Raw genomic sequence first — 21,664 nt, forward strand, 5'->3', positions numbered from 1 at the left:
GCCTGGGGTAGGTAGGCTGGATTCTGTTTCATCAAGAGTGACGTTTGCAAGGTCTTTTCGAAATGTCATTAAAACCATTCCATCTCTTTTCGGTTCTGGTCGCGATTTCTGTTGCTGCGCTCGTTCCTTCGCGGGTTCGGGCTGAGGGAAGCTGTCCGCCGGGGTTCTTTCCGATCGGGGGTGGAAGTGGGGGATGGGTTGGCTGTGCTCCGATGGATGGGGGTGTTGGGGGTGGGGGAAGCAACAATCGGCCAGCGCCACCTCCGATGGCTGATAATGGCGTCAGGTTGCCTGGGCTGTCTACCTATGATCCTAAAAAATGGCTGGATTTCTTTGAACACCTGCGTCAGTCGTCGCTCAAAAGCCATAGAGAAGCCCTCGTTAAGCGACATGGTGAAGCTGCGGGTAAGACGTTTGACCAGCTTTCTGAAGGAACTTGGACGGTGGGGCGTTCTCCGGCGGGACAGCCTACCCTTGCCTGTGCGGCATCGTTTTGGACACTGAATGGTGGGGTCATCCTGATGGATTGGAAGGGTGAACAGTCTGGAACGGCGATGATGTTCTTTGCTAAGCAGGTGCCGCACGATAAGAAAGGGGTGAAGCGGCTGCGGGTGGATTTGGTGCAGTCCGGTGAGACGCAAAATGTAGAGGTTTTGGCATCGCGGTTTCCAATGATTCCTAGTATGGGGATGATGTTTTTTAAGGTTCCGTCGAGTGAGGCGTTGCTTGGCGCGATCGAGGACACTCAGGATTTTGCGGTTCATCTGGAGGGTCGGGAACTCTTCTCAGGGGCATGGCATAGTGCGAATTCTATGCGTAAAGATCTGACTGAATGTGTCGAGCAAATTGCCCGTGAAACTTCTCAACCTAGGCCAACGGAGAAGGTCGATCGGTAATGCGTTTGATGGTGATTTTTGAAGGTGATTTCTGCCCGTGATTTTTGAGCGTTATGGGTCTGGATTGGTGCTGATTATTTTTGCGGCGGATGGGGGTTTCTGTGTTAGAAATTGAGGGTGGTTTGGGGGCTGGAGTCGGCCCAAAATTTCGTTCAAATTTGAGGGGTAGATTAGTCCAGATGGGGGTTAAATGGAATAGAAATGAGGGGACGATCGCGGGCTTGTTGTTCGGTCGATCGCGCTAGGCTGGGGTGAGAGGTTACTGGTCTGGGTGGGGGATTTCGATCGGACTAGGCTGGGTAAGGGTCGAGAGATCGGGGGTGAAATGGGTCGAATTGAGGGCTGAAAATTTAGTCCAATTTTAGTCCAGAGTCTAAAGCAGTCCTTTGAGCGAACGCATAAAAACCTTTCTAGTCAAGAGTTTTAAGAGATTAGAGAGATTTTGAGCGCCTGCGATGACCGCAGAAGTCCAAACCAACCTTCAACACCGCATACGCCCTAAACCTCAAACGGATCCATCAGGGATTCCCTGGCTTCACCCAGTCCACTCCATAGCCTACCCCAGCAGTCCTCAGCCCAAATTTCCTTCAGCAAACCCCGGTCAAATCCGATCGCTCACACCTGTCTTCAACACGATAGTTCCTGATAGAAATGATCGATCGAGTACTGCTCAAATGGAATAGCTTATTTAACGGAAATCTCAAGCTTTTTCTCTAATTCAAACTGAAACGAATCAATTATTAGTTTTAAATGGAAAAATGTTTTGAAGGGGAGAAACTGGCCTTGGGGGATTCAATTAAACTAACTCTATAGATTGCCTCACTTCCAGCCAGCGATCGCGTAAGTTTAGGCAGCGAAAGAGCATCAGATGAAAGCAGGATTCCTTCTTGACAATATTCAAAGTTAGTTCGGGTTAAGCAGCAGGTTGTCAATCTGGAGAGCAGGCGTTGGAGGTGTTGAGAATAGACAATCAATTCACAAATGACGTTGACGAAACAATTGATGGGACTATGATGGGATGGCGAGAATGCTCAATTTGAGAGATATTCTTGAGTGGGTCAATAATCTCTCGATAGTCGACTGTTTCCGAGGCGATAGCTCGTATAGCATGAGGCAAACTAGAGTATGACAACACTTCTAGCTTATCAATTCGCTCTTTTCTTATCCCGAACTAACCTTAGCATTGGTAATTGCTTATTTTTATAAGCTTCTCAAACACTTTCATCGAGTATAATCTGTAAAAATTGTATCGAAAGGCAAGAAACACCAGATTTATGGGCAAGAGAAAGCAACCAAGTCAGCCGAACAGTCAGGAACCACAGAAAATTTCATCTACAGAACGGGGAATTGCGCTTGGTTTAGTTTGTGTTGTCGTCATAGTATTCATTTTTGTGTTACTTTATCCAACGGCAATGGACTCTGGCAAATTGGCAATCGTTAGGTTTTTCGCTGCATTCTTATCCGGTTTGTCAGGATACTTGTTCGCAGGTGATCTAGGTTTGGAAGCAAGGCTGCCGATTAGTAAAGTAACATTGCGAGCTACAGGGGCATTCGCAGCATTTGTCATTGTATTATCTCTCTTCTTTGTTGGTCTTCCCAACCCCGATAACACTAATAAAATCAACCCTGGCAGTAGTATTAAAGCCAGGTATCTGACAACGGTTAATGATTACCCAACTTTAGCTCTTACATTGCTTAAGCCTTCAATTAATGATAAATTTATTTCAGCTGTGCTATCTGAAATCTTAGGAACTGAGAGAACTCCTGCTGTCTATACTAAGAGTCCTGCTTTTGAAAGTATAGAAAAGTTTAAGTTGGAAACTGGGAACGAAAAAACAATTCATGAGCAAAATAGGTATCAATACTTGCTTTATAAGCAAGGTAGTGAAGCTCTTAGTTCTATTAAAGCTATCGATCTTGCAAAAAAGCAACCATCAAAGCGTAATTTTCAGATGGAGATGTACAAGGGAGAAGATTCAACTTATGCATTTCACTATGCACCTGTGTCATTGCCATTACAGCAAAATGAGGAGGATAGTAAATTCACCATAATCTTAAAGCGTTTGATTAGTCAAAGTAAAAAGGATAGCTTAGTAGCTCAGTTTCCTCAACTTTCAGCTTTTTCAGAACAAGGTATTAGAGATGACTACAGTTATAAATTTAGCCCAAGCTTAAAATCAGACTGGATTGAGAAAATTATTCGAAATAATCCAAATTTTCGAGGCTTTTTTACTTTTCTATATCCTTATGCAAAGAACTTGAATGAAGTGTACCAGTTCTTATTGGGATGTAGAGAAACGAGAGATTTAATAGATAGGCTAATGCCTTCACCTTATGTCAAATTTCTAGACATAGAGAACACCAGTGAAGCAGTTGTTAGATTAGATTCTATATCTGTTCAAGAAGTTCAACGAAACCCATACGAGCTTACGACTGTTGATAATCGAGAAAAAGTTTTCCAAGTTTCTAGCCGGAAAAGCTTGTCTCTTGATATGAGCGTTGCTCCTAAGGAGCATTTATTTATTCCTGTAGAGTTTGGATTTGATACTTCTTCCCAAACTAAGAAGTTAAAATCGTTTTATGAAGTTTCTACAGATGAATACAAGAGGGATCTTAAATTAACGCAACTATATATGGCGCAACCAACATTAGAGCAAAAATATAACTCTTTATGTGGAAGAGGATTAAAATCTATAGAATCATCTATAGAGTGTTTAAAAACTCTATCCTCAAGTATGAGCTTTACTCAAAGCTTTGTAGAAAAAATAGAGTCACTAGATCGTGTGTTAGAGAGGATACCCAAACAAATTGCAGTTGGCTCCATTTGGGTAGTTGAGTCTATTTCAATTAATAATGCTAATATTAAAATTCCATCTCCAAAGCAAGAACCGCCTTTTCTGATACAAGCTGTATTCAATGAAGGAAGTTGTCCTTATCTGTTGGTCTACAATCCTGAGAAAAAGGACTGGGTAGAGTTTGGAACTATCATAACTGGTAGGAATTCAAAAAGTCTTCAAGGTTATGACGAGTTATTTATAGGTCAGCCATCAGGCGAAAATATTCGAATCAAGATAGAGGAAAGAGAGAAAGAGATTTCTTATATTGACTCCATTGCTTTAGCTTATATTGACCCATCCACTAACGATATTAGGCGGATTTATTCGACACAACCTAACCTATCCAAAGTAGATGGTCAGTATATTGTTCTTGAGCAAGGAAAGTCTTTAGAATTGTCTTTTAAAAATTTAATTCCACCTGGAACTTCAAACATCAAATTAGAGGTGAATGGTTACTATAAAGTTGTTGAGTAAAATGATTTTGTGTTATTAGAAATAGTTCAAAAAACTACAATTATGTAAGAAAAACGAACTGAGATGTTAATCTCAAAGTTACAGCAGATTACGTAACGATAAAGAGCAGATACAAAGCCTGAAGCCTTTTATGCTGTAGGCTGCATCGATTCAGTCAAGCAAAGGGCTGTATGCTGTGGAACTTGACATACCCGATTTTTTATGAAGATCGCTTACCCCTCCCCCCGATCGGAACCAACCGACAGCCCTCCGGCACCCACTGCCAAAGCGCCTTCAACTCCCTCGGTTCCGGCCTCGCCCCCAACCCCAACCGCGCCAAAACCACCCGAATAATCACCCCATTAAACTGCGGCGGAAACCGAAACTGCTCCTGGGCGTGATCCAGAAAAAACGTCTTGTAATACTTCCCCAACCGATCCTCCAGCGCCGCAATCCGCCCCAACAAAGGCTCCACCTCCCCCAACCGATCGCGGTGCCCATGCAACAGCAACTCCGCCGCATTATTAAAATGCATCCCCTCATCCTGAATCAGATGCTGCCCCACCTTTTGGAGCACAGGCCCAAAATAACCATAATATTCCCGCAAATCCCGGCGATAGGAATACACCGAACCCATCTCATCAAACATCATCGTCACCAGGATCGTAAATTCATCCTGCAACACCATTACGATCGGTTCAATCTCATGTACCCGATCGTGAAACTGTCGATCCATCGCCCCATAACTGACCCCAGACAACCCATGGTAAACCCGACGTAACGCTTCGTAATGCTTCGTTTCATCGTTTAACCAGAGTGCCAGCATCCCCAGAAATTCTGACGAAAACTCCGATCGACGCACCATCAAATAATCGTACAAAACCCCTGCATCCGCTTCCGAAAACACATCCCGCCCCAGCAGCCGACAAAAATTCTCCAAAACCCCCGGCGGTGCAGTCCGCAAATACGAGTCCGGCACCTGGTAATCACGGGGCAACACCTGATCTAGATCCCATTGATTTTGGCTAATTTTGCAATCTGCATATTGCCCTATGCTCATAGTGGTAATCCCGGTGGTAATCCCAAATTGAGTTGTAATCGCCCCCCTAGGGAATGTATAACCCTGCATCCGAAACAATATGCGGAATAATCAAACAATGCCGCCCCGTAATCCGTGACGTATCTCCCCGAATCACAATACCCGCCGCCGCCCCATCGATCGCCCAACTGCCCACCACATAGTAATAGCCAAACGCCTGCGGCAATTCAACATATTCCTGAATAATAAACCCCTCCCGGCCATACCCCAGACTGGGCCGCGACTCCAACGCCCCACCCCCCGTCTCGATCGAAATACCCACCCCTTCCATGCCCAGCAACGGCTTCTTCACAGACATCCCCATCAACAAACGGGTCGCCTCCACCGATACATCATCCTCAAAATACGTCGGCAGCAAATACCGTCGATCGGGCGAATCCTTAAAACACTCCCACAGCAACGCCAAGGCACCCTTATTCGACAAAACCTGCTTCCACAGCGGCTCAATCACCTTGACCTCCGCCGTTGCCAACTGCCGCACCAACGCCTCCGTCACCCCCAGATTAGCCACATCACTTTGAATATCCGACCAATCGTAAATCTTCCAGAGCACCGGAATTCGCTGATTCACCGCATCAATAAAATAGCCCTCCTCATCCAGACCCAGCCCCCGCTGCACCTCATTGCCCTGCTCATCCCGCAACCCACGCAAATAGAGAATCTGCACATAGATATTTGGATCAACCTCATCGTGCAGAATCTGAATCAACTGCATCGCCATTTCCGCATCTTCTTCCAGATTTTCATCCACCAGAAACGTGATGCCCGTTTTCCTCAGATCATAGTCCTCTGCAATCCGTCGCCATTGTCCCGCCACATGTTCCCAAAAATCATTAAACTGATTCGCATCACTGGGTAAGGGATAATCACTATGTTGGTAATTGCGTTGATAATCCACATACCAATTCCATTGATACACCGTCTCCGCACCCAACAGCGGCGTCTCCCCATTAATTTCCAGTAACTTGATCTGGCCCTCCTCCGTCACCGCCAAATCAAACCGCGTCAACAACGACAAATCCTCCACCGGATCGCACCGATCCCAACTGTCTTTAATTACCTGCCAGTAGGGAGCCGGAATGCGCAACCGCTCTAACCGTCGATCGACCGCACCATAGACCTCATCCGTGAAAAACCAGTCCAGAAACGTCACACACATTTCCCACAGCCGTTCCGTCGCCACCGCGATCGCCGTTTCTTCCGTGGTGTGAAACTGCATCGCAAAGGGTTCCGGCAACGCTTCAACCCAATATTTCTGCGCCGCATCACTCAGCACATCCGCCTGGTAAGCGTGTTCCCGGATATGGTTTTGCCAGCCCGATCGTCGAGCCACCCGAATTGCCTTCACCTACTTACCTCCCCGCCCCGTACTCTTATAACTAGAACCAAACCCCGATTGACTTCTGCCCGTAATCGTCCCCTTGGCCGCCGTACCCGCAGGCCGACTCGGAGCCGCAAAGCCCGTGTGGGCAGGAACCATCACCGATCCAGATGATGTGCGGGAGACCGGATCTCCATTGGGTGTCACCACTTCCCCTGGATTGAGCCCGCTATAGACCGTGTGGGGCGGATAAAACCGCGACCCCGACCCGGTATTGACCGGACTTTCACTGGGTGAATTCGGATTCCCTTCGGGATAGATATAAGCCCCCCCAAAGCGGGGACGATAGCCCCCATGACTGGAACTAGACTGGGTTCCGTCAGAATAGGGTTCACACTGCACACCCTCCGCTTGGCAATCGGTCAGACTCTTATAGACCGGAGCATGCCGATCGTGCTCGGCTCGGGCCGCCCGCATCTGCCCTTCACAATCCTCCGGTTTCAGCGCTGGGGGTTTCAACGGGGGGTGCACTTGGGGGGAAGGGGTTCCCGCCGCAGTCGGCTGAGCCTGCGCTGCCTTCAGTCGAGCGGCATAGAGATCCTGCTGGCGTTTCGCATCCACCTCACACTGCGCCTTATTTTCATAGAACAGCGCCGGAACCATCGGAGCCGCCGCCTCATCGCCAGCGTCATTACACCCCGCCACCAACTGCGCCGCAATAAAGGCAGAAATCGCTAAATACGTCTGAATTTGCTGCCGCCGAATCGATCGTAATTGCGGCGAGGCTTGGGATTGCGATCGAGGAGATTGAGAATTTTGGGAATTTTGCGCATTCATAATGGGCCTGAGCCATCAGCAAATTGTTTATACCTATGCACCCGCCACAGCCTATGCACTCCCCGATGTCCCCTAACCGATGAGATCCCCCCTACCCCCCCTTAAAAAGGGGGGAACCGGAAATTTGCAGCAAACTAATAATATGAGTCGAAAAGATGAGCATTCATTCAAAGTCCCCCTTTTTAAGGGGGATTTAGGGGGATCTGCGGGATTTAGGGGGATCTGCGGGGGATCTACGGAATTTAGGGGAATCGATCGATCCTCAGCAAGCGCATTTCAGCAAGATATTGCTAGTATATCCACGCTAATTCAGCCACCGCCAAGATCCCCACCCGCCTTTATTCACCATTCTTCACATCTCACGGCTGCCCCGCCTGCGGCCTCACATCCCCGCCAGCACCCGCCGCACATGATAGGTCGGAAACGTGCCATAGCGCTTGGCCCAAGGCATTTGCCCCACATAATCGCAGGTGAACTGGCGCAAATCCTCCGAAGCGGCGATCGCGGCGAAGGCTTGACTGGCGTAGACCTTGCCCGGTGGCGTAATCGGTTCAATCCGGGCTGTATGGCTGACGTGCATTCCCACGTAATTCAACTGCCCTGTAATCGGGTCTACCGTGCGTTCTACTGGCCCTGCGTGCAGCGCAATCCGCAAGTTGAGGCCAGCGGGTAAACCCTTGGTAGACCAGTCGATCGATTGCACCAGATCACACAGTGCCAAGGCAAATTCTCCCGCCTGTTGCACGAGGGGAAAAACAAAATACAATGCATCACCCCAGGTATTTTTCATCAGGATGGGATATTGTTCCGTCAACGCTGCAATTTCACCCCAGAAATGCTGGGCGAATGGCCCGTGCTGGTTTTCTTCCAAATGGCTGAAGTTCACCACGTCGGCAAACAGTAGCGCTCGAATTTCGCGGCTGGAAATGTCGCAGGTGGCGAGGGCGGGATTGCTGGCGAGGGAGCTGGCGAGGGGACTGGCTGGGGGGCTGGCGGAATGGCCGATCGCGTTCATTAAAGGGGGATCGATCGCATTCCCGAAAGCGGCTGAAGCGGCTGTCTGGCCGTTTTGTAAAGCGGTGTCCAAGGATAGGGCCGATCGCGCCTGGTGTTCCCGCAAAATCGCTGCCAGATCGATCACCTCTACATGATCCGTCCAGCGTCGCCAATTGGCTACGGTGCTGGCGGTGCCCCCTGGCCCATCCCCCGGTTTGCCGTCCCACACCGCCAAGGGGATTAACTCCGTTCCCAACTGATCGGCCCGAATTTTGGCTAAGCCGTAGAGCAAGCGATGGGAATATTCATAGACCACGTCGTTTTCTTCCAACTTGTTACCCGACGCGATCACCACCTCCGTCGCATCCTGCATTAACCGATCGAAGCGATCGCCCCAGTTTGCCCCCGGAATCAGATCCACGGAATCCTGAATAAATTGCTCGCGGTTGCAGGGTAAAACGATGTGCAATTCCCCCTTGAGTTCCCGCATCGCCTCCAGGAACAAAATATCTGCGCCACAGGCCGCAGGCGCATAGCCCAACTGCACTTCCATCTTTTGCAAGCGTTCCAGAATCGCTCGATAGACGGTTCCTTCTAAGGCGGCTGGAAAGCGAGGTTGGGGCCGATCGGGCCGATCGAGCATGTGGCCGCAAAACACGACGACCTTGGGAATTTGGAACCAGTGCTTGACCCGATCGGTGTCTAATCCCAAGACTTCTGCCAATAGCACCGCGTTGCGCCGACTGGAACTCAAGTCGCCAAAGCGTCCCTGGCCGATCGCGGCGGCCTGCCCGTAGAAATCCTCGGCTTCGGCGCAATTGCCCAAAATCAGCGCGGCTTCGCCCAAGGTGGCCAACCGCCAGTAGTCTTCGCCCCGGCCTAGCACGGGTGCGGTCAATTGTTCTAAGCAGCGCGATCGCACCCGTTGCGCCAGGGTTTGCGCTTGGGTCAGATCGCCTTTGACCAAGGCCAAGGTGGCGGCATTAATGCCTGTCCAGACGCTGCCATTCTGCTGGTAGGCTTGCTGGTAGCGCTGTAGGGCTAGCTCTAACTGCATGGCGGCGATCGCGGGATCGGTGGCCTGTTGCCAGAGGTCTTTGTGGGTACGGGCTAGGAGGCCGATCGTTTCTTCGTCTTGCTGACCGGCTTCGACTAACTGCACGAGTAACTGATTCGCCGTGACGGTGCTGCCGCTGCGGGCGAGGGCGAGGGCGAGTAATTGCTGCAAGCGCAGGTCTTGGGGCCAGTAGCGTAAGCCTTCGGCGAGGGCGTCGTAGGCCATCAGGGGTTCGCCCAGTTGCAGGAGGGCATCGCCGAAGGTGCGGTAGATGTCGGAGCTACGGGGCTGGATGCGAATGATTTCCCGTCGCAGATCGAGGAGGGAGCTGAGGTTGAGTTCTGCCGATCGGGTGAGTCCTTGCACCATGACGGCGAGGTCTTGGTCTTCTAGGAAGAGGCTGGGGGGGCTGGTGGGATCCCGCACTTCCACGCGGTAGCCTAGGGATAGTAGGGCTTTTAAGGTTTCGGAGACGGTGACTCGCCGACTGTGTTGTTCCCGATCGGGCAGGTCGTTGTAGTTGACTAGGTAGGGGTGGTACCGCTGGGTTAGGTCGTACTGTGGCCCATAGCGCCAGCCATCGTCTAGCCGTTGCTGTACCCAAACGTCATGGCTATTGCGCGCCAAAATTTCCGCTAACTTCAAATACTCTGCCGTTAGCGTAATGTGTGCAGTTTCGATCGGGTGGGGTTGGTACTGCAAAATAGAACTCGCTACGGTGAACAGGACTCAGATCAATTAAGTTATTTAAACCAACATATGGTGTTTAGATGAATGTGCCTTCTAGGAACCAGCGATTTGCGTCTTGACTTGCTTCATATAAGCAAGACTTTGCTCAGAGGTAACTGTACTCAAGTTATTTTCCCCTAAAACTTCTTTAAAAATTTGATTAGCACCACTCATGTGAGAAATAGCTTTATCTAGCTGCTTCATATAAAAATACAACAAAGACAAATCGTTCAAGGTTCTTGCTGTATCAATATGTGTACAACCTAATTTAGTTGTGCGTATTTCTAAGGCTTCCAAGTAGAGTCTTTCTGCCCTAATATGATTGCCTAATTCTCTATATACCCCTGCTAAATTATTCAAAATTGCTGCTGTAAAAATATGATCATGGCCTAAAAAACTCTTTACGATTTCTAATGCTTCAGCATATAGTGACTCTGCTTTCTTATAGATTTTAGTTGATTTATAAAGCGTTCCTAAATTATTCAGATTTTTTGCTATTGTTAATCTATCCTTTGGCCGTTCAACCTTATTTGTTTCGAGCACAAATTGAAATAGTTTTTCTGCCTCCTCATAATTTCTCAGAAGATGATATACATCTGCCAGGTTGCTAATTGCTATTGTGGTGTCAGCATGTGTTCTTCCATAAATCTCCTCAAAAGTTTTAACAACTTGTAAAAGAGAAGTCTCGGCATCATGATATTGTCCTAAAGTTCGCTGTAGCACTGCTAAGTTATTGAGTCCTTTTGCAACATTAATGCTATTTTCACCTGAGCTTAACTTCCAGATATTAATAGCCTTGTGATATAAACGTGTAGCTTTTTTATAATCTCCAGTCCTGTAATGTACAACACCTAAATTGTTTAATGCATCAGCAGTTACTGAATGATGTGAGCCAAAATGAGATTCGCTAAACTTTAGAAATTCTTTGTTCCATTTTTTTGATAGTTTCCATTGATTTTGGCTTTCATAAAAATAGACTAATCCAGTAAAGATCCTCACTGAATTAGTCTGTTGTTCTAAACAACTAGTATATGTTGCGGCTTCTACAAGATGTTGTTCAATATCTTGTAGAGTTTTTTGCTGTTCTAATGTCACTTCCTGCGGAATTGTCTGAGCAATCTCAGTCATCACTCGTACAAATCGTTCTCCCAGCGTTCCATCCCGCCGCACTGCCACAAACTCCCGCACCAGCGCGTGCATCTGGTACCGCCCATCCTCCAACCGACTCAACAAACTCCGCTTCACCAATCCCCGATCGAGCACCTCCCCCACATCCTCCACCTCCGGCAAACAATCCCGCACCCAGCCCAACTCGATCGGCCCGATCGCAAACACACTCACCATCCCCAACACCAACCGCGCCCGCTCCGCCAACGGCTCCCAACTCAACGCGATCGCCGCCTCCACATTCCGCCCATAATCCATCTCCTCCGGCACCTCATCGATCGCCCGCGCCGCCAACGACTTCGCCCGCAACTCCCCCAACACCCCCGCGATCGTCCCCGTCTCCGCCAAATACCGCCCCACCAACTCGATCGCCAACGGCAACCGCCCCAACCACTCACACAACTCCCGCGCCGCCGCCAATTCCGACCCAGATCCCCCTAAATCCCCCGCAGATCCCCCTAAATCCCCCTTAAAAAGGGGGACTTTGAAAGAATTCTCAGATTCTCTCGCAATCCCATCAATTCCCTCTATTTCTCCAGTTCCCCCCTTTTGAAGGGGGGCTAGGGGGGATCCGAGGGCTAGGGGGGATCCCATCATCTGCAACAACAGATCGATCGCATCCTCGATCGCCAACACCCCCAACTCCAAACAACTCACCGGACGCCCCAACTTCACCCGCGTCGTCATCAACACCTGAAACGTCCCCGACAGCGGCAAATACCCCCTCACCTCCCCGTACTCAGCCACATCATCCAACACCAACAACTTCCGCCCCGGAAACCGCTCCTCCCACCGCGCCAGATAATGCTGCACCACCCGCGCCTCATCCCAACTCGGATCAAGCTCCTCCAACCCGATCGATCGCGCCGCATAGCCCACAATCTCCGTCGCCACCGATCGCCCCGCAACCCACCAAATCCCCCCCGGATACTCCCCCTCATACACCTTCGCATACTGCCGCGCCAACGTCGTCTTACCCACACCACCCATCCCCACCGCCGCGATCGCCACCCGATCGGCCTTCTGCAACTGATCGTGAAGCTCCACCATTTCCCGATCGCGACCCACAAAGATCGCTCCGAAAAAGTCCTGCGGATAGTAGTAAGGGGGATCTAACTTGGTCGCAGCCCCGCTCGACGACTCTGGTCAAATCTCCAATTTACCGATCGTGATTGGGTTGTAACCGCCTTGAATCAAAATGCCAATCTTTTCCGCCAACTGTGTTTGATTTACAACCGTTCCCAACTGCTGTTGCATTGCCTGAGCCGTTGCATTCACCGCAGCTTGCACTTCCGGATCACTTGCCGCAACCTGCTTCACTTCCTCAATAATTTCTGCATCAATCACCTCCGGATTCTTCGCAGCTTCCAACCGCTTCACCGTATCCGGAGACTTGCGCCGCAACACATCCAACAACCGCTTACCAGACGCGATCGCCCCTTCCCCAATCTTCTCACCAACCTTTTCCGTCGCCTTCGTTGCGATGAGCGTTACAGCGATCGTTGCCAAAGTAATGGGATCCATAGCGGCTACATCAATTGAGGAAATAGATACTTACTGTTCTACCGCAGAAAAATCCAATTTTCCGCAATTTTTTTCTTACAAAAACCGGGGTTCTTCGCAACAATCCAGTGATATCAAATTACCTCATCCCCGCAACAGATTCGATCCCCCCTACCCCCCCTTAAAAAAGGGGGAACCGGAAATATTGAGTAAATTGATGGAATTGTACTGAAATCTAAAAGATTCTCTCAAAGTCCCCCTTTTGAAGGGGGATTTAGGGGGATCTCTTACAATTTAGGGGGATCTCTCAAGATTTAAGCGACTCCACCCCTAAGCCCGATCGCGTTCCATCACACTCACATAGCGCCAACTCGAACCCGGCACCGGAACCGGCGGACTCCAACGAACTCTGTCGCTAAACCGCAGCACATACAACTGATTGATCGTCGCCTGCACATCCTGCTGCGTCCCCACCAGGTACACATGCATCGGCTTACGATCGTCCTCGATCACCCGATCGAGTTCCGCAAAATTAATCACCATGGGACTTCTCCTAAACTTGTAGCGGGAAGAAATCCCAAAAATTAAAGCCACCCTCTTGCGCAGGACAAATAGGGTGGCCCGATCGAATGTTACAATCCGTGTCAGACCGCCCAGCTGTTGTATCCAGCTTGGGGGTTTAGCTACCCTTTGTTGACTCCACTCAACGCTGGGTAGCGCTCTAATTTTTGGGGTACAGCCAACTCAATCGGTAAACAACACGGTTGCAACTGGCCTTGGAACATAAGCCTACGGACAAACCAGGGGAAAAGTCAACTATATTTCAAAAAGTTGCAATCCCGTGATACTTAGCAACACATTCGATCGATTCCCCCGCACTACACACATCACTCCACAAGCAACAACAGGGAATCAAAACTAGAAAAAACCAATAGGATTACAGCAAACCCAAGAATCCTTGCAAATCCCACCCCTTTTACAGCCCCTTTTTCATAACCCCTTGCAGACCCACCTCCCCAACAGGGAGCAGGATCCTCATAAACTGCCATTCCACCTCCAACCCGTCTCAAAAACTCAAACAAGACTCATCCCAAGACCCATCTTAAGACCAGTCATCTCGAGAATAGACCCAAAATCTCATCCAAGACCCAAATCTAGACCCAAAACAAGTCTCAAATAAGATATCGCGACAGAAACGAATCTCATACTCCCACAAAAGTCTCAACTCTAGACTCATCCCAAGTCTCAAACAAGAACACAAGACCAATTCCTCTCCCCTACTCCCCTACTCCCCACTCCCACTCCCCACACTCCCCAACCATTTACAACAAACCCCATCCCCGGTATCGTACAAACCGAATTCATCCATCCCCGTCCCACCATGAGAAAGCTCTACTTCCTCCTCCCCGGCACCAGCGGCAAATTCGCCTGCGGAGGACTCTGGGCCGAACTCAAAACCCTACAATTTGCCCAACAGATTTGCCCCGCCCAAATCGTCACCTACCGCCAACGCGAACCCCAACACCTCTTCCTCGACGACCTCCTGCAACAACAGCCCCACCACCCCGACAGCATCTTCATCATCAGCTGGGGCTTCGACATCCCCAAACTCATCCGCAAACTACACAGCAACCCCACCCTCTACCACGCCCACAGCGCCGGATACAACTTCCGCCTACCCGCCCACATCCCGATCGTCACCGTCAGCCGCAACACCCTCGGCTACTGGGGCCAACACGCCCCCCACTCCCCCATCTACTACCTCCCCAACCAAATCTCCGACAACTTCCACAACCGCCACCAGCCCCGCGACATCGACATCCTCATCCAAGCCCGCAAATCCTCCACCTACCTCCTCACCCAACTCATCCCCGCCCTACAAAGCCAATGCCGCGTCGAAATCGTAGACTACTACGTTGAAGACCTCTCCATCCTCTTCAACCGCAGCAAAGTCTACCTCTACGACTCCGCCGAATACTGGGCCCAACGCAACGTCACCGAAGGCTTCGGCCTCCAACCCCTAGAAGCCATGGCCTGCGGCTGCCATGTTTTTTCCAGCGTCAACCACGGCCTCTCCGACTACCTCGACCCCAGCTTCAACAGCCAAAAAATCGCCAGCTACTCCACCCAATACGATCGCGATCGCATCCTGCAAACCCTGCACCAACCCCCGATCGAACTTCCACCCCACTTCCTAGCCGAATACCGCACTGAAAACATCCTCTCCCGCCTCCAGCACATTCTCACTGAAGTCAATACCTTCTTTGATTACATGCAACAGTCCCCTAGCGACATCGCACCCCTCACCCCCAGCCGCATCACCCAACTCCGCCTCCAGAGCCTCTGGAAAAAATTGCATAAAAAGTTAAAACGCTGAAAAACCAACACGCTTAGAATCACTAGAATTCATTAACAAAAATCATCAGGACTATCGCTAAACAATACTTATATACACATCTAAATACACACCACAGGTAACGCAATAATTCCCCGATCGCCATTCACCCCGCGTTGCCAATCAGCCCACAATTATCTATTCATCAGAAATTCATCAGAAATTCATCAGCACCCCAAAAAGATAAAAATTAATCCTGCATGGGAAAACCCACAGCTTCTGGGGAACACTAAGCCAACTCGTGCCTGTATCACCAAATCTCAACAGGCCCAGCGCGAACCCCCTTACTGAGGCAGTTGGTACCATGCATATTCTTGTCCTGGAAAAAGAACCCACCTCCCGACGGGGGGGCCAAGAACGCAGCCTCTTTGAAGTATCCCGACAACTGCACCAGCGGGGGCATCGCATCAGCCTGCTCTACACCCAATCCGGCGATCTCCTGTCCCAATATCAAGCTTTTTGTCAACAGACCCTATCTATCACCGCCCTCTCCTTTTCCCGTCACCGTCCCCTCCAGACTTTCCTCAACCTCCCCCGCGACCTCAACCGCGCCAAAGCCCTCATCCACCCCAACGAACCCACCCTGATCTACACCAACCAGATCTATGACATCCCCTTCGCCGGACTGCTGTCCCAATTAACCCGTCTGCCCCTGGTTTGCCACCTCCGCCTTCCCGCCCCCGACAAACTGGATCTCCAACGATCGCACTACCTCTCCGCCGTCCATAAATTCATCACCGTTTCCCAACACACCAAACAAACCTGGCTACAAAAACCTTGGGTTCAGAGCTTAGGTCACCCCCCGATCGAAGTCGTCTACAACAGCATCGACACCGAATATTTCACCCCCGCCAGCAACCAAAATCCCCACCCCCGCCAGCAATTACAGCAACAGTGGAACCTCCCCACCGATCACACCCTCCTGGCCTACGCAGGTCGTCTGGATCGTCGCAAAGGACTAGAAAACCTGCTCCACGGCTTCGCTAAATTCAACGCAACCCAGCCCAAATCGACCCTGCTGATTGCCGGGAAACCCCTCCTCGATCGACCCGACTATCTCAAAGAACTCCAAGTCCTCACCCAAACCCTCAACATCCAAGCCAACGTCCGCTTCCTAGGACACCTCACCGAAACCCGCAGCCTCTACCAAGCCAGCGACCTCGTCATCATGCCCAGCATCTGGCCCGAACCCTTCGGTCGCGTCATCATCGAAGCCATGGCCTGCGGCACCCCCGTCATCGCCAGCCACACCGGCGGCATCCCCGAAATCCTCACCGGGGAATTCGCCCAAACCCTCTTCCCCCCCCGCAACCCCGCCGCCCTCGCCGATCGCATCCAACAAGTCCTTACCTGGAAACAAACCGACCCGCTCCTCTCCCAACGCTGCCGCCAACACGTCCAGACCCACTTCAGCCTAACAACCAACATCGCCGAAATCGAAGGCATCTTTCAACAAACCCTCTCCCCGCAAAAACTACTTGCCCCCCCGCTGCCCCTCTCCCTGTAATTTTCTTCTTTCAGCGTTTATCCTGGTACTAGATCTATCCCGGTACTATGTACAGCCCTAGCCAAGCCCCAAACCAAACCCCGAACCGAACCTTAAGTCCAGCCCCGAACCAAGCTTCGAGCCAAACCTTAAGTCCAGCCCCGAGCCAAACCTTAAGTCAAACCCTAAGCCAAGCCATCGCCAAAAGCTTTATCATTGCCCACCGCGAAGACACCCAAGCCCTCGCCCAATTCCTGACCCAAGAACACCTCAATCCCGAAGTCTGCCGCCAAACCCCAGCCTCCCACCTCGCCGACGCATCCCCCAGCTATCGTTGCCTCCTGAACCACCGCAGCGCCTGGGAAAAAATCCTCGACCTGGATCGCCCCGCCCTCATTATCGAAGCCGACTTTGTGCCCGTACGCGGCATCGGCCAACTGCCCCTGCCCTGCCCCCTCGATCAGCCAGATACCGGCGTTGCATGGCTCTACACCTGCGCCCCCCAGATCTATACCGTCTCCCCCCAAAATTACGCGGAAGGATTCTCTGCCTCCACCGTCGCCTACATCGTCACACCGATCGCCGCAAAGTATCTCATCAGCCTCGCCGATCGCATTCACAGCAACTATGGCCCCCAGCAATACACCACCTGGGACACCCAAATCGAAGAAACCCTCCGCAAGGCAGGACTGAAAAACTACGTCGCCTTCCGCAACTACGGAGAACACGGCGGACACCCCAACCCCGAGCATCGTAACCACGGCCTCAGCACCGCCCACCGCGCCGACATCCTCTATGGCCGCCTCGCCTTCCGCCCACCCTACGCCCAAAACGCCCTCGACCTTCTCCTCACCCGCAGCAAAGCCCGCCTAAAAGGACTCCTACGCCTATTCTCCGGACGGTACCTGCGCTTCCCCATCCTGCGCAGTTCCAGCGTGCCCCTACGCCTGCTCCGCTTCGCCCTCCAACGCCAATTCACCCTCAATCTGTAGACAGCAGCAATATCAGAATCGCATCACACCCCTCACCCTGCCCAAAATCCGGCTAACCTTAACCACAATTCTCCCACCGCCCCCCTGATCCCGCCCCTCCCAGAGAGCCAACCTTGGAAGCTAGACTAGAAAAGACTTGGTTATCCTGGGTATTGCCGTGCTGTCTGATCTCCGAATCTCCCTCCTCATCCCCCTCCTCCTGATGCCCATCGGCTGTGCCAACAGTCCCAACGCCCAGTCCCTCCAGCAAGCCATCCAAGCCGATCCACGCCTCACCCCCGCACCCTCCCCCCTGCCCACACCCTCCACGCCCCAATCCCCCACGTCATCCCCCAATCCCACTCCCCACTCCCCACTCCCCACTCCCCCCGATCGCACCCCCGACCTCACCCCCGACCTCACCCCAGTCCCCAGCCAACTCCACCCCTACCTCAAAGATGTCCTCGCCCTAGAAACCATCCCCCTAGGCAACGACACATCCCTGATCAAAAACATCACCCGCCGCGAATACGCCCACTGGCTGGTCATCGTCAACAATCGACTCCACGCCAACACCACCAAGCAAATTCGTCTCGCAACCTCCAATACGCCCCCCACCTTCCAGGACATTCCCAGCGACGATCCTGACTTTCCCGCCATCCAAGGACTGGCCGAAGCGGGCCTCATTCCCAGTCCCCTCTCCGGCGACAGCACCGCCACCCTCTTTCGGCCCAATGCCCCCCTCACCCGCGAAGACTTGATTCTCTGGAAAGTCCCACTCGACACCCGCCAAGCCCTACCCACCGCAACGATCGATAGCATCCAGCAGACCTGGGGCTTCCAAGATGCCAGCAAAATTGCCCCCAAAGCCCTACGCGCGGTCTACATGGACTTCCAAAACAGCGACCAGTCCAACATTCGCCGCGCCCTAGGCTATACCACCCTCTTCCAGCCAAAGCGCTCTGTCACCCGCGCCGAGGCGATCGCGGTGCTCTGGTACTTCGGGTTCCAAGGCGACGGCATCTCCGCCCAAGACATCCTCAAGGGCCGTCCCAGTTCACCCTCCCCATCCCCCAGCGTCAGCCCGTCCCCCAGCGTTAGCCCATCCCCCTAAGCCAGCCCGTCTACCCAAGCTCAAACCAGGAAAATTAAACGTTCTGGTGTTCTTGGGTATGATAAAAGCAGAAATCAGCTCATTTGAACCTGGCTGAGAACCTTCGATCGCTAACCCTAGCGAACTTGCTCTGAGGAGTTCAACGATGAAATGCGCCTTTAAACCCATCACCTTGATCGCCCCCGTTCTCGCCAGTAGTGTGGCCTTGGCCGTTGGCTTCCAAGCTGCCCCCGTTCAAGCCCAAGCGGCCTATGGAAGCTACGTTGGCATTGGCCCCGCGATCGGGCTGACCAAAGGAGGCAACGGCGAAGAACGGGAAATTTCCGGGTTAGTGGCTGCCCGTTATAAGTTCCTCGAAGCCCCGATTTCCATCCGGGCCCAAGGCTTTATTGGCTCCGGTACCGCGATCGTGCCGACCATCTCCTACGATGTGCCCATCAACTGGCAAACCGATGCTTACCTGGGCTTAGGGGCTTCTGTGCACCTGGGTGGCAATACACCTGTGGGTAACAAAACCGCCTTTGCCATCCAACCCGGCATCGACTATTCTCTGCCCAACAGCAACGTCGTTGTTTTTGGAAATGCCGTCATTGCCTTTGACGCCTACAAACGCGGTGGTGGCACCGCAGCCTCCATCCAAGGGGGCGTTGGCATCCGCTTTTAGCAGTTTGCTCAATTCAGTGCGTCAGTGTGAAGCTGAAATAGATGGTGAGTTCCATCAACGTCCCGATGCCGAGATCGTTCCGGCTTGGCTTCATGCTGGCAACAACTACCGCGATCGCGAAAAATTCGTGCCTTGGCATTCAAATAGGTTTGCATTCTGTTTTGCTGCGGGTAACACCGGGTCCCTGATGATGCAGCCAAGTATCTGTTGGTATTGCAGCAGAAAAGTTCATCGTTGGCATAACAAATTATTTCATAAGTATGAAATAATTTGTTAACTTGTGAATAACACCAATGAAATGAATTTAAGATTTAGCCTTCAATTCTAACAACGCTAGAACAATCTGGTTTAGAATCGCTAGATCGCTATGCTTATATTTGGACTAGCAACAATAGTAGAAGTGTATTTCGCATTCTGACTTGACTTAGTGAGGCTTAGGGCATATGTTAGACCGCATTTTAGAGGGATTCTGGCAGGGGTATAATTCTGACTTCACCGTTTGGTCTTCCCTCTACCTCCAACTTGTAGTCTTCCAGTAACCCCATTCCAACCAGTGAATCTGTTTCTGCTGCATTGATTTCAGCATCCCTCATCTGTCCATCCCAAATCACAATACCGACAAACATCTCAAAATATTGAACGCTACCATCTCCTAAAATTACTCTTTGAAATCCTCTCAACGTAAATCCCAGTTCATCAATAACATCTCTAGGTAGGGTTAAATCTCCTGTAAATCCTGTATCGATGATTGCTCTAACACTCTTCAACTGTTTACTGGAACCCACGATCGCAACCTGAATGATTGCTTCTCGATTTGCATTCACGTATCCTGATATCATTGTGATCAGCCTGCCTCAAAGTATCCAATCCGATGAACGGCACGATGACCAATGCGGACAAACCAAATTTGAGCATCAGGATGATGAGCGAGCAAAAGATCGGATGCAATTATGCTGTTTTTACCGACTTCAAAGGCTCCAGTTTCGATATCGATCGCCACAATCTTGCCATGATTCTCGACCTCAACCTGTTGGCGCACCTGAGACTCATAAATCTCATCGCCACGTCGAGCAAACTCTTCTTTGCTATAGCGGGGTTGTCGAACTGCCATTGGCCTCACCTCGTCCAAACTTAACCCCTTTATTTTAACCTTAGCGAACAGGACGGTAAACGTACTCAAACATATTCTACTTCCGAAGCCGATTCAGGAGACTCTTGAATCATATTTGCTAAACAGTTTTTGAGTTTGTGAGAGTCTTCAGGAAATCGTTCTACAAACTTATTCCATCCATAAAAACGTAATTGTCGAGGCATTTCTAGTAATCCAGCAATACTGTCCCAAAATGCATCCCAATTTCGTCCGTAGAAATCTGGAAACCCCAAAGCATCAGACAACTTAGCATGAAGTTCATCAGTAGTGTTTACTTCTGACAAAACTATCTCAACCACTTCACGACTGGTATTCATATCTGAATTCAAACGACTCCACTAACCGAAGCGGTATAACGCAAAGTTCACTTGCTGCGAGTTGACCTTGCTGAAATTAGTCCAGCATTACCAATCAGGTACGACGACGGGTTAAGTTAAGCGAATCATAAAATTTGTCTAATTTTTTTATCTGAAAACAACTGCCCACGAACCAACCTGAAAAGCAGATCGAACTTTGCATCACACAAATAAGGGAGAAAATACACGATCGCTCTCAACTACCACGAATGAGCAAATCGCTTTTACTGGAACCTCGATCGCCCTAGCCGAGGTACCCACAGACTGCCAAAATAACAAGCCTGCGGGACACCTAACGTTTTAACCGTTAACGCAGACGTTCGCGACTCAATATACTGATGTATTGTCCGTCAGAATGCACAATCTTCATCGGTTGACTCCAATGAATCCTGTCCGCGATTCGATGCGCATGGAATTGATTAATCGTATCCTGCACGAACTCCTTGTGACCGATTAAGTGGATCTGTAAGCGTTGTTTCTCATGTTGAACTTCACGATCGCTCCGATCGCTAGAACCTTTCGCCATAATGTGAGCTTCTCCTTGTTGAAGTGCATCCCATCCCTGCTGCAATCTTGCTCCCTTCGCCCGCGTGTGGGAGAAGGGCTGGGGATGAGGGTCTAAAGAAGCCCAAA

The 21,664-nt window shown here is 50.8% G+C and carries 20 protein-coding genes; 8 read left to right on the forward strand and 12 right to left on the reverse strand.

Translation table 11 applies throughout. The features are described from left to right. Positions 1-62: 62 nt before the first annotated feature. Positions 63-896: a hypothetical protein gene (locus tag H6G21_RS02195; RefSeq protein WP_190569998.1), complete on the forward strand. Its 834-nt coding sequence runs from the start codon at positions 63-65 to the stop codon at positions 894-896. Positions 897-2,170: 1,274 nt separating this feature from the next. Further along, positions 2,171-4,207, forward strand: coding sequence for a hypothetical protein (locus tag H6G21_RS02200; protein ID WP_190570000.1), 2,037 nt, complete (start codon positions 2,171-2,173; stop codon positions 4,205-4,207). A gap of 199 nt (positions 4,208-4,406) precedes the next feature. Here H6G21_RS02200 and H6G21_RS02205 read toward each other — a convergent pair whose 3' ends face one another. From H6G21_RS02205 to H6G21_RS02235, 7 genes are all read right to left on the reverse strand, one after another. Beyond that, positions 4,407-5,246: a hypothetical protein gene (locus H6G21_RS02205; protein WP_190570003.1), complete on the reverse strand. Its 840-nt coding sequence runs from the start codon at positions 5,244-5,246 to the stop codon at positions 4,407-4,409. Between the two features lie 46 nt (positions 5,247-5,292). Beyond that, on the reverse strand, positions 5,293-6,633 hold the full coding sequence (locus H6G21_RS02210) for a glutathionylspermidine synthase family protein (protein ID WP_190570005.1): 1,341 nt from the start codon (positions 6,631-6,633) through the stop codon (positions 5,293-5,295). Further along, complete coding sequence (locus H6G21_RS02215; RefSeq protein WP_190570008.1) at positions 6,634-7,443, reverse strand: DUF1190 domain-containing protein; 810 nt, start codon at positions 7,441-7,443, stop codon at positions 6,634-6,636. Positions 7,444-7,825: 382 nt separating this feature from the next. Continuing rightward, positions 7,826-10,198, reverse strand: coding sequence for a TRAFs-binding domain-containing protein (locus H6G21_RS02220; RefSeq protein WP_190570009.1), 2,373 nt, complete (start codon positions 10,196-10,198; stop codon positions 7,826-7,828). Positions 10,199-10,279: 81 nt separating this feature from the next. Beyond that, positions 10,280-12,460 carry a tetratricopeptide repeat protein gene (locus tag H6G21_RS02225; RefSeq protein WP_190570011.1) on the reverse strand — a complete coding sequence of 727 codons (2,181 nt, stop codon included), beginning with the start codon at positions 12,458-12,460 and terminating at the stop codon, positions 10,280-10,282. Between the two features lie 78 nt (positions 12,461-12,538). Further along, on the reverse strand, positions 12,539-12,916 hold the full coding sequence (locus tag H6G21_RS02230; RefSeq protein ID WP_190570013.1) for a hypothetical protein: 378 nt from the start codon (positions 12,914-12,916) through the stop codon (positions 12,539-12,541). A gap of 309 nt (positions 12,917-13,225) precedes the next feature. Continuing rightward, a complete protein-coding gene (locus H6G21_RS02235) occupies positions 13,226-13,438 on the reverse strand; it encodes a hypothetical protein (protein WP_190570015.1) in 213 nt (70 codons plus the stop codon). Between the two features lie 838 nt (positions 13,439-14,276). On the opposite strand from H6G21_RS02235, the gene H6G21_RS02240 reads away from it, so the two are divergent. The 5 genes from H6G21_RS02240 to H6G21_RS02260 all read left to right on the forward strand — a co-directional run bounded on the left by H6G21_RS02240 (position 14,277) and on the right by H6G21_RS02260 (position 19,525). Beyond that, complete coding sequence (locus H6G21_RS02240; protein WP_190570016.1) at positions 14,277-15,272, forward strand: glycosyltransferase; 996 nt, start codon at positions 14,277-14,279, stop codon at positions 15,270-15,272. Between the two features lie 322 nt (positions 15,273-15,594). Beyond that, on the forward strand, positions 15,595-16,797 hold the full coding sequence (locus H6G21_RS02245) for a glycosyltransferase family 4 protein (protein ID WP_190570018.1): 1,203 nt from the start codon (positions 15,595-15,597) through the stop codon (positions 16,795-16,797). A 47-nt stretch (positions 16,798-16,844) separates the two neighbouring features. Further along, positions 16,845-17,768: an LPS biosynthesis glycosyltransferase gene (locus H6G21_RS02250; protein ID WP_199306964.1), complete on the forward strand. Its 924-nt coding sequence runs from the start codon at positions 16,845-16,847 to the stop codon at positions 17,766-17,768. A 157-nt stretch (positions 17,769-17,925) separates the two neighbouring features. Continuing rightward, positions 17,926-18,861, forward strand: coding sequence for an S-layer homology domain-containing protein (locus H6G21_RS02255; protein ID WP_347277963.1), 936 nt, complete (start codon positions 17,926-17,928; stop codon positions 18,859-18,861). 145 nt (positions 18,862-19,006) lie between these two features. Next, positions 19,007-19,525 carry a hypothetical protein gene (locus tag H6G21_RS02260; protein WP_190570020.1) on the forward strand — a complete coding sequence of 173 codons (519 nt, stop codon included), beginning with the start codon at positions 19,007-19,009 and terminating at the stop codon, positions 19,523-19,525. An 8-nt stretch (positions 19,526-19,533) separates the two neighbouring features. Here the strand turns inward: H6G21_RS02260 and H6G21_RS02265 are convergent, their stop codons facing one another. The 4 genes from H6G21_RS02265 to H6G21_RS02280 all read right to left on the reverse strand — a co-directional run bounded on the left by H6G21_RS02265 (position 19,534) and on the right by H6G21_RS02280 (position 20,992). Beyond that, positions 19,534-19,680 carry a hypothetical protein gene (locus H6G21_RS02265; RefSeq protein ID WP_190570022.1) on the reverse strand — a complete coding sequence of 49 codons (147 nt, stop codon included), beginning with the start codon at positions 19,678-19,680 and terminating at the stop codon, positions 19,534-19,536. A gap of 303 nt (positions 19,681-19,983) precedes the next feature. Further along, entirely contained in the window at positions 19,984-20,364 is a 381-nt protein-coding gene (locus H6G21_RS02270; RefSeq protein WP_190570024.1) for a clan AA aspartic protease, read from the reverse strand. Between the two features lie 5 nt (positions 20,365-20,369). After that, complete coding sequence (locus H6G21_RS02275) at positions 20,370-20,636, reverse strand: hypothetical protein (RefSeq protein WP_190570026.1); 267 nt, start codon at positions 20,634-20,636, stop codon at positions 20,370-20,372. A 65-nt stretch (positions 20,637-20,701) separates the two neighbouring features. Continuing rightward, positions 20,702-20,992 carry a barstar family protein gene (locus H6G21_RS02280; protein ID WP_190570028.1) on the reverse strand — a complete coding sequence of 97 codons (291 nt, stop codon included), beginning with the start codon at positions 20,990-20,992 and terminating at the stop codon, positions 20,702-20,704. 196 nt (positions 20,993-21,188) lie between these two features. On the opposite strand from H6G21_RS02280, the gene H6G21_RS02285 reads away from it, so the two are divergent. After that, positions 21,189-21,335 carry a hypothetical protein gene (locus H6G21_RS02285; protein ID WP_190570030.1) on the forward strand — a complete coding sequence of 49 codons (147 nt, stop codon included), beginning with the start codon at positions 21,189-21,191 and terminating at the stop codon, positions 21,333-21,335. Positions 21,336-21,338: 3 nt separating this feature from the next. Here H6G21_RS02285 and H6G21_RS02290 read toward each other — a convergent pair whose 3' ends face one another. Next, positions 21,339-21,557, reverse strand: coding sequence for a hypothetical protein (locus H6G21_RS02290; RefSeq protein ID WP_190569303.1), 219 nt, complete (start codon positions 21,555-21,557; stop codon positions 21,339-21,341). Between the last annotated feature and the right edge of the window lie 107 nt (positions 21,558-21,664).

The organism is Alkalinema sp. FACHB-956 (assembly GCF_014697025.1).
Lineage (GTDB): Bacteria > Cyanobacteriota > Cyanobacteriia > Leptolyngbyales > Leptolyngbyaceae > Alkalinema.

What these genes read in the sequence shown, in the direction of transcription:
- H6G21_RS02265 (WP_190570022.1), bottom strand. Translation starts at nt 19,680, where the DNA reads ATGCAAACCTATTTGAATGCCAAGGCACGAATTTTTCGCGATCGCGGT.
- H6G21_RS02280 (WP_190570028.1), bottom strand. Translation starts at nt 20,992, where the DNA reads ATGAATACCAGTCGTGAAGTGGTTGAGATAGTTTTGTCAGAAGTAAAC.
- H6G21_RS02270 (WP_190570024.1), bottom strand. Translation starts at nt 20,364, where the DNA reads ATGATATCAGGATACGTGAATGCAAATCGAGAAGCAATCATTCAGGTT.
- H6G21_RS02230 (WP_190570013.1), bottom strand. Translation starts at nt 12,916, where the DNA reads ATGGATCCCATTACTTTGGCAACGATCGCTGTAACGCTCATCGCAACG.
- H6G21_RS02205 (WP_190570003.1), bottom strand. Translation starts at nt 5,246, where the DNA reads ATGAGCATAGGGCAATATGCAGATTGCAAAATTAGCCAAAATCAATGG.
- H6G21_RS02240 (WP_190570016.1), top strand. Translation starts at nt 14,277, where the DNA reads ATGAGAAAGCTCTACTTCCTCCTCCCCGGCACCAGCGGCAAATTCGCC.
- H6G21_RS02195 (WP_190569998.1), top strand. Translation starts at nt 63, where the DNA reads ATGTCATTAAAACCATTCCATCTCTTTTCGGTTCTGGTCGCGATTTCT.
- H6G21_RS02235 (WP_190570015.1), bottom strand. Translation starts at nt 13,438, where the DNA reads ATGGTGATTAATTTTGCGGAACTCGATCGGGTGATCGAGGACGATCGT.
- H6G21_RS02215 (WP_190570008.1), bottom strand. Translation starts at nt 7,443, where the DNA reads ATGAATGCGCAAAATTCCCAAAATTCTCAATCTCCTCGATCGCAATCC.
- H6G21_RS02245 (WP_190570018.1), top strand. Translation starts at nt 15,595, where the DNA reads ATGCATATTCTTGTCCTGGAAAAAGAACCCACCTCCCGACGGGGGGGC.
- H6G21_RS02275 (WP_190570026.1), bottom strand. Translation starts at nt 20,636, where the DNA reads ATGGCAGTTCGACAACCCCGCTATAGCAAAGAAGAGTTTGCTCGACGT.
- H6G21_RS02250 (WP_199306964.1), top strand. Translation starts at nt 16,845, where the DNA reads ATGTACAGCCCTAGCCAAGCCCCAAACCAAACCCCGAACCGAACCTTA.
- H6G21_RS02290 (WP_190569303.1), bottom strand. Translation starts at nt 21,557, where the DNA reads ATGGCGAAAGGTTCTAGCGATCGGAGCGATCGTGAAGTTCAACATGAG.
- H6G21_RS02200 (WP_190570000.1), top strand. Translation starts at nt 2,171, where the DNA reads ATGGGCAAGAGAAAGCAACCAAGTCAGCCGAACAGTCAGGAACCACAG.
- H6G21_RS02260 (WP_190570020.1), top strand. Translation starts at nt 19,007, where the DNA reads ATGAAATGCGCCTTTAAACCCATCACCTTGATCGCCCCCGTTCTCGCC.